The organism is Protofrankia sp. Cj5 (assembly GCF_917627405.1).
GTDB lineage: Bacteria > Actinomycetota > Actinomycetes > Frankiales > Frankiaceae > Protofrankia.
The window spans coordinates 1-7,193 of record NZ_CAKJTO010000016.1; the positions used below are offsets into that span (position 1 = coordinate 1).

Genomic DNA, 7,193 nt, shown 5'->3' on the forward strand with positions numbered 1-7,193 from the left:
GTCCGGATACCTGCCGTCCGGATACCTGCCGTCCGGATGTCTGCCGTCTGGATACATGTCGTCCGGGTATGGCGCCGGCACCCGCTGGATGTCGGGAGGTGAGCTCTCGGCCCGCCCCCCGCCGGGAAAACCGTCGCTGTCGAGGAACGGCCGGTCCTGGCTGGACAGTAGCGCGATCGGCGCCGTGGACGCTCCCGGCGACTGCTCGGCCGCCACCGGCGGCGAGTACGGGGACACCGGCTCATCAGCCACGGGGAGGGGCAGCGGCGGCGGCGCTGGGTAGACTGTCGAAATCGGCGAGTGTGGCGGCGTCTCGATCGCGGTGCTCGCCACACCGGCGGAGATGCCGAGCGGATCGGCGGAGTCGAAATCCGGCGGGTAGCTGTCGTCCCGGTACAGCGGCGCCGGCCGGTGGGCCGTGTCGGTGTAGCTGGACCGCTGGTAACCCGGCGGGGGCTCCGGTGAGGGCGCGCTGGTGGGCCGGGCACCGGGCTGGCCGTTGTTCGGGCGTTCCTCGTGGCGCAGCGTGCTGACGGACACCCGAGGTTTGGGCGGTGGTGGGGTCGGCGCGGCGTTGCTCGGGTGGGCACCAGGCCCCGGATAGCCGCCGGGAGCGGGGCCACGGTCGAACAACGGGTCGTAGGTTGACGCTTCGGTCCATGGCCGGGCGGCCGGTGATTCGTCCGCGGCGCCCGGCCATGCGCTCGTGAGCGGGTCGAACGTGCGCTCGCCGCCGGGTGGCGGCATCGGCGGTGGCATCGGACGCCGCTGGGCCTGCGGAGGGGAGCGCAGGTCGCCGTTGCTCGCCTCGGCCGGGCTGGACAGTGGATAGTGCCGCGCCGGTGACGGCATCGACTGGACCGCGCCAGGATCGTCCGCCGGAGCACGATTGAAGTCAGGCATGTCCGTTCGGGCGTCGATGTCGATCGTCTCCGTTCGTGATCCCGCTCGGTCGCGGCCTTAGAGCGCGTTTGAGATCGTCATTCCGGCTCGCCGCGTCCAGGCGCCCCCTGGCAAGGCGGAAGGGTGAGGTGCGCATCTCGCGTTGTTGCCGTCGGTCGTCACCCACCACCTCCGGTGGCTCCCCGCGCCGCCTCGCGATGCACGCACTCCAGCCCTGCTCCTTGATCCACATCCCTGTTGCCGGGCGCTCTTAGGATCGCATGTGTGCCCATGCCTCGTCGTCATCGGTGCCCTCGTCCGGCCGGGCAGCGTTCGGCCGGACGGTATCCGACGCCAGGGCCACCGCGGTAGCCAGCACCCAACGGGCTGGTCGGTCCAGCCTGGCGGCGGCGCGGCGGACATCATCCCACTCGGGTTGCCTGGTGACGATCTGGCCGTCCGGAAGTATGCCGATCTTTACGGCGACGGGTTCGCCGCTGACGTTCACCGTGCGGAAGGCACGGGCGAGGGCCCGCTTGTGTACGGGCGTCTCCCGCAGGCCCAGCGTGGGAGTGTGGAGGAAGACCGCTCGCCGGACCGAGTCCGCGAGCGGCATCGCCACCAGCACGGACAGGGTGTGCGCCGGCCGGCCCTTTTTCATCAGCACCGGCGTGAGCCAGGCATCGGAGGCCCCCGCCGCCAGCAGCGTTGCCAGGATCTCTGGCCAGGCCCGCGGGTCGAGGTCGTCGACGTTGGTCTCGACCAGCAGCTCATCGGTCACGGCCAGCGCATGGGTCACGGCGGGGACGCGCGCGGTGGCGGAGTCCACCGTCGGTGCTGCCGGCAGTGGCGCTGCCGGCAGCGCTCCCGTCCGGGGTGGCGTGTCGGCCGGCGGAGCGGTACCGACGACCAGGCGGACGACGTTGGGCCGACCAGGGATGTCGCGCTGGCCGGCGCCGACGCCGACGGACGCCACCCGCATTGCCGGCAACGGACCGTATGCGTCCGCGTGGACCGCCACCAGAGCCGCTCCCGTCGGTGTGCACAGCTCCATGTCCACCGGACCGCCATACCCCGGCATTGCGTTGGCACGCAGCAGTTCCAGGACAGCGGGGCCGGGGATCGGCAGCACGCCGTGTTCGGTGCGGGCCGACCCGCCGCCGAGCGCTACCGGGGACGCGACCAGTTGGTCCAGGCCGAGCGCGTCGAGCCCCGCGCAGACGCCGACCACGTCGGCGAGCGCGTCCAGCGCCCCGACCTCGTGGAAGTGCACCTCGTCGGCGTGGATGCCATGGACGACAGCCTCAGCCTCGGCGAGCGCCGCAAACGTGGCCAGGGCCCGCTCGCGGACCGTTTCGCTGAGCGGAGCGCCGGCCAGTAGCCGGCGGATGTCAGCCCAGGTACGGCGGCGCTCATCGCCGGGTGCCGCGTTTCCGAGCGCCCCGCTCCCCGGCAGCCCGTCCTGGTGTGTCGCGTCTTCACTACCGGTCCACTCGTTACTACCGGTCCACTCGTTGGTGATGACCTGGACACAGGCGGCGGCGAGGCCGGCCCGGCTGGTCATGCTGACGTCCAGACGGACCGGCAGCCCGAGCGCTCCGACCGCGTTGGCGATCACGTCCGGGTGCTGATCCGTGTCGGTCAGCACCCTGTTCAGGGCGCCGAGGAGCATGTCCCCGCTCGCTCCGCTGGACAGGTCGAGCCAGCCGACCCGGGCCGGTCTGGTCGACGCGGGCTCGGTCGGTCCGGCTGGCGCATGGTTCGCATGGTTCGCGTGGTGCATGTCGGCGTCGGTCACCCGTCCACTGTGGTCCGTTCGCCGCCCGGTTCCTGACCGCTGTCGGCGACCGTGGGCCTCGCCGTCGCGCGGCGGGTGCGGCGGGTGATGCGGGCGGCGAAGATTCCCGCCCCGAAACCGTTGTCGATGTTGCAGACGACGACGCCGGGCGCGCACGAGTTGAGCATCCCGAGCAACGCGGCAAGGCCGCCGAAGGACGCGCCGTAACCGATGCTGGTCGGAACGGCGATCACCGGTGTACCGACGAGCCCGCCAACAACGCTGGGTAGCGCACCTTCCATGCCAGCGATGACGATCAGGCAGTCCGCGGCGGCAAGGACGTCACGGACCGCGAGGATCCGGTGCAGGCCGGCCACTCCCACATCCATGATCGTCTTAACGCCCGCTCCGGATGCGCGGGCGGTCAGCGCGGCCTCGGCGGCTACCGGTGCGTCCGAGGTCCCTGCGGAGACGACCACGACCTGGCCGCGCTCCGGCGGCAGCGGGCCGATAGCCACGGTGGCCAACCGGGTGGCAGACGTGGAGCCCGGATCAGGCGCGGAGCCTGGAGCAGGCATGGAGCCTGGAGCAGGCGCGGAGCCTGGATCACGGGCAGGTATGCCGGACATGGTCAGTTCTCCGGGCCACCGGGCGAGCAGAGCCGCGACGGTGGCCGCGTCCGCGCGGGTCACCAGCGTTGGATGGCCGGCGCCGGATGAGCGCCGCAGCTCGGCGACGATGCCGACCGTCTGCGCCGGCGTCTTGCCGGCGGCGTAGACGACCTCCGCATCGCCGGTGCGCAGCCCGCGGTGCGTGTCGACGCGGGCGTACCCAAGGTCGGTCCAGCCGTTGCCGTCGCCGAGCGGGCCGGCTGTGATGCGCGTCAGCGCATCGTGCGGCTCGACCGTGCCGGAAGCCACGGCTTCCAGCAGGAGCCGAACATCCGCCGTGTCCACGCTCCGACCCTACGGGGGCCGGTCGTCCCACGTCTGGATCAGGGGCGGCGCTGACAACTGATGTCGATTTTTGCCAACAGCCGAACAGCTGCGGCGACATTGCGATCATGGTTTTTGCGTCGATGGCCGCTGTGCCGTGCCGTGCCGAATCGAGAAGCGGGCGCGCACCCTGCGAGAGAGAATCCGACCATCTGATCATGATTTAGGCGATGGATGACCAGCTGGAGCCGGGCTCCCCTCATGCGCTCTGTCACGGGATCGTAGGATCGCCAAGGTGAGATCAGCAGATCCGGTCCGGGCGGACTCGGTCCGCAACCCGCTGGGCACGGCCGAGATTGCCGTGGTCACGCCGGCCCCTGACGTGGAGCCGCGGACGTGACCGCGCCGATCCGGCTGGCCTATCTGGGTCCCCCCGGCACATTCTCCGAGGCGGCGCTGCTCACGCTCGTGATCGCTCGTGGAGCGCGGCTTGATCCACTGCCGGACGTGGTGGCCGTTCTCGACGCGGTCCGTCAGGGTGACGCCGCGGCCGCCCTCGTCCCGTTCGAGAACTCGGTCGAGGGCTCGGTGTCGACCATTCTGGACGAGTTCGCTGTCGGCGCCCCCCTGCAGATCAAGGCCGAGGCCGTGATTCCCGTCCGGTTCGCCCTCCTGGGCAGGCCCGGTACGGGCCTCGACGCCGTACACACGGTTTCGAGCCATCCGCACGCTCAACCGCAGTGCCGTCACTGGCTCGGCAAGAACCTTCCCTACGCACGCTGGGAACCGGCGTTCAGCAATTCCGAGGCGGCTCGTCGCGTCCAGCTCGGCGAGGTCGACGCCGCACTTGCCGGCGCGTTTGCCGCCCCTCGTTACGGCCTGTCGGTGCTTGCCGACGACATCCAGGACGTCGACGGGGCGCAGACCCGTTTCGTGTTGGTCACCCTCCCGGGGGCGCCGCCGCCACCCACCGGCTCCGACCGCACCACAGTGGTGCTGTTCGAACGCGACGACCATCCTGGCGCATTGCTGGAGATGCTGACCGAGTTCGCCGTCCGGGGAATCAACCTGACCCGGCTGGAATCCAGGCCGACCGGTGCCGGCTTAGGCCGCTACTGCTTCTCGGCCGACTGCGAGGGCCACATAGCCGAGGCGCGGGTTGGCGAGGCGCTTTCGGCATTGCACCGCAGCTGCGCTGACGTCCGGTTCCTTGGTAGCTACCCGAGAGCGGATGGGCAGGTTACGGTCATACGGCCCGGCACGTCGGATGATGCTTTCCGCGGCGCGGCGGCCTGGCTTTCCAGGCTACGTGGGAATCATCACCCGGATGCCTGAGAGCGCGTGTGAGATCGTCATTCCGGCTCGCCGCGTCCAGACGCCCTCTGGCTGCGTTGTCGGCCACACCGAGACAACTCATCCGGTATCGCTTCGGCCTTCCGCCTTGCCGGTGGGCGCCTGGATGCGGCTCACTGATCGAAAGCCCGATCTCACACACGCTCTGAGAAATGTGGCCCAACGGTTGTGCGGAGGACGTACTTTCACCGGAGGTAACAGTACGAGCGACCGGTAATAGTTGTGTGGATCAAGGAGTGGCGTGCGGGTGGATGGATCGCGAGGCGGCGGAGGGATGCGCTGGAGGTGCAGAGCGCCGACCGGCGAGCCGGGGTGCCCGTGCATCGCGCGGCAATGGCTGGGAAAGCAATGCCGCGTCCCCTATTGCCGGTCGCTCTTAGTGGTCGCCGGCGGCGACCACTAAGTTATCCTGAGTCAACACGTCAACTTATTGTGTGTGTCGTGGTCTGAGCGTGCCCTCTTCCCTGGGCGTATGTCGCGGCGCGCCTCCTCGGGTTACCTTGAGTCATATTCCTGACACTGAAAGAGATTGCAGGGCGCGGAAATGCCACATTGTGGCCTCACTGACAGGACACCAGGGAGTGCGTAGCCATGTCCCACGCTGACGAACTGTCCCCGTCAGCTTGCCCGGCCAGTCCCTGGCCGGCGGCTGTGGAAGCAGGGCAGCCAGTCCGGCCCGAGGAGCGGGCCGTTTCGATCCCGGCCACCCGCACACCACCAGACGATCATCCGGATTCCTATGTACTACCCGCCCCGGTGTCGCGGCCGGGTGAGGCCAGTCCTTCCGTGGATGATCGCCCGGTGTCCGACCCGCCGGCAGCCGACCGTTCAGATCATGATCCGCTGGCCGCTGGGTGGACCGGCACCGAGCGTGCGGCCCTGACCGGCCGTGTGGAGCACGAGTATCACGCTCTCCCCACGTCAATCGCTGATGCACCGCCAGCACCGGACCGCCGGCAGCTGCACCTCTATGCCGGGGTCACCGTGGTGGGTGTGCTCCTCAGCGATGGCAGCTCGCGGACGCGGTGGATGTACGTGCCGCGGCGCCGTCGCAGGTTGCGCTTGCGCACGCCGAGGAACGGCTGGCCGCTTTGCTGCGCGCTCACGAGCACACCTCGCCGGCGCATGTCGCGGCTCAGGCGGCTCGCCTGCGGCATGGCTTGGACAGTCTCGCGCGCGGTGCTTCCCTACGGGCCTCCGATGCCCGCCGGCTGCGGATTATTGCTGGCCGGATCACCGTCCTGCACGCCGATGCGGCGTTCAAACTGGGTACGGCCGACGCGGCACGTGCCCTGGCCGCGCAGGGATACGCGGACGGGCTGTGGGCGCAGGACGGCCCGTTGCAAGGATCAGCCCGCGAGATCGCAGCAGTGATCGAATTTTACGACGGCTGCCCGGACCGGGCCCTGCAACTTGCCCGGGACGGGCTGCGCCATGTCGGCGGCGGCCCGGTACGGGCGCGTCTGGTCTGCCAGGAGGCCCGAGCCCTTGCGGCGCTCGGCGACGTCCGTGCTGCCGCCCAGGCATTGGACACCGCTTATGATCTTGCTGACATGATTCCCGTGGAACAGTGGGGCTCGCCTGGGCCTGGCTTCGACACTTTCCATCCGGTGGAGGTCGCTTACAACGCAACCACGGCGTTGTGCCTGCTCAGGCGGCCTCGTGCCGCGGAGGAGCATGCACAGATCGCCATGCCCCGGCTGGACATGATGAATGCTCCCGGTTTCCGTTCGGTGATCCGATTGGATCTTGCATTGGCCCTGGTCCAGCAGGGACGGCTTGAGCTTGACCGGGTCTGTGCGCTGGCCACCGAGGCGGTCAGGATTTCCTGGGGGCGCACAGTGGCGTCCGCATCGAACCGGGCTGACGAGCTGCTGGCGATAACCCGGACGCACGGCGATGTCCGTGATGTGCGGGAGCTCGCGGCGTTCGTGCGTGAATGGCAACGGGAAGGCGGGACAAGCCGCGGGACCAGCCGCGAAGCCTTTTAGTGGTCGCCGCCGGACGTTCGTCCAGGGTCTGCCGGCGCCAGACGGCGCCTCGCCTCGTTGTCGTCGGCCCAGGTAGAACACCGCTACCTGGGCCTTCTCCGCCTCACGATGCATCCGTCTGTCATCCGGCACCCCCCGAACAACTTCCGGCGGCGACCACTTAGCGGTCGGCGCTGGGGTGCGTGCATCGCGAAGCGCGTGCCCCAGCCCCGCAATCCCGCGTCCCCTGTCGCCGGATGCCTCTTAGAGCGTGTT

At 69.6% G+C, this 7,193-nt stretch carries 4 protein-coding genes and 1 pseudogene; 2 read left to right on the forward strand and 3 right to left on the reverse strand.

Annotated elements, in window-relative coordinates:
- The 3 genes and pseudogenes from MJ777_RS05705 to larB all read right to left on the reverse strand — a co-directional run.
- Nucleotides 1-903 (reverse strand): annotated as a pseudogene (locus MJ777_RS05705) (hypothetical protein); the annotation flags it as partial.
- Between the two features lie 250 nt (nucleotides 904-1,153).
- On the reverse strand, nucleotides 1,154-2,680 hold the full coding sequence (larC, locus tag MJ777_RS05710) for a nickel pincer cofactor biosynthesis protein LarC (protein WP_239373803.1): 1,527 nt from the start codon (nucleotides 2,678-2,680) through the stop codon (nucleotides 1,154-1,156).
- Entirely contained in the window at nucleotides 2,677-3,615 is a 939-nt protein-coding gene (gene larB / locus MJ777_RS05715) for a nickel pincer cofactor biosynthesis protein LarB (protein ID WP_239373826.1), read from the reverse strand. The genes larC and larB overlap by 4 nt, the downstream gene beginning before the upstream one ends.
- Before the next feature lie 375 nt (nucleotides 3,616-3,990).
- Between larB and pheA the strand changes: the two genes are divergently transcribed.
- Together pheA and MJ777_RS05725 are read left to right on the forward strand one after the other, a co-directional pair.
- Nucleotides 3,991-4,929 (forward strand): prephenate dehydratase, encoded by a 939-nt coding sequence (pheA, locus tag MJ777_RS05720; protein WP_239313807.1) that lies wholly within the window; start codon nucleotides 3,991-3,993, stop codon nucleotides 4,927-4,929.
- Between the two features lie 1,043 nt (nucleotides 4,930-5,972).
- Nucleotides 5,973-6,938: a hypothetical protein gene (locus MJ777_RS05725; RefSeq protein ID WP_370652658.1), complete on the forward strand. Its 966-nt coding sequence runs from the start codon at nucleotides 5,973-5,975 to the stop codon at nucleotides 6,936-6,938.
- Nucleotides 6,939-7,193: the final 255 nt, after the last annotated feature.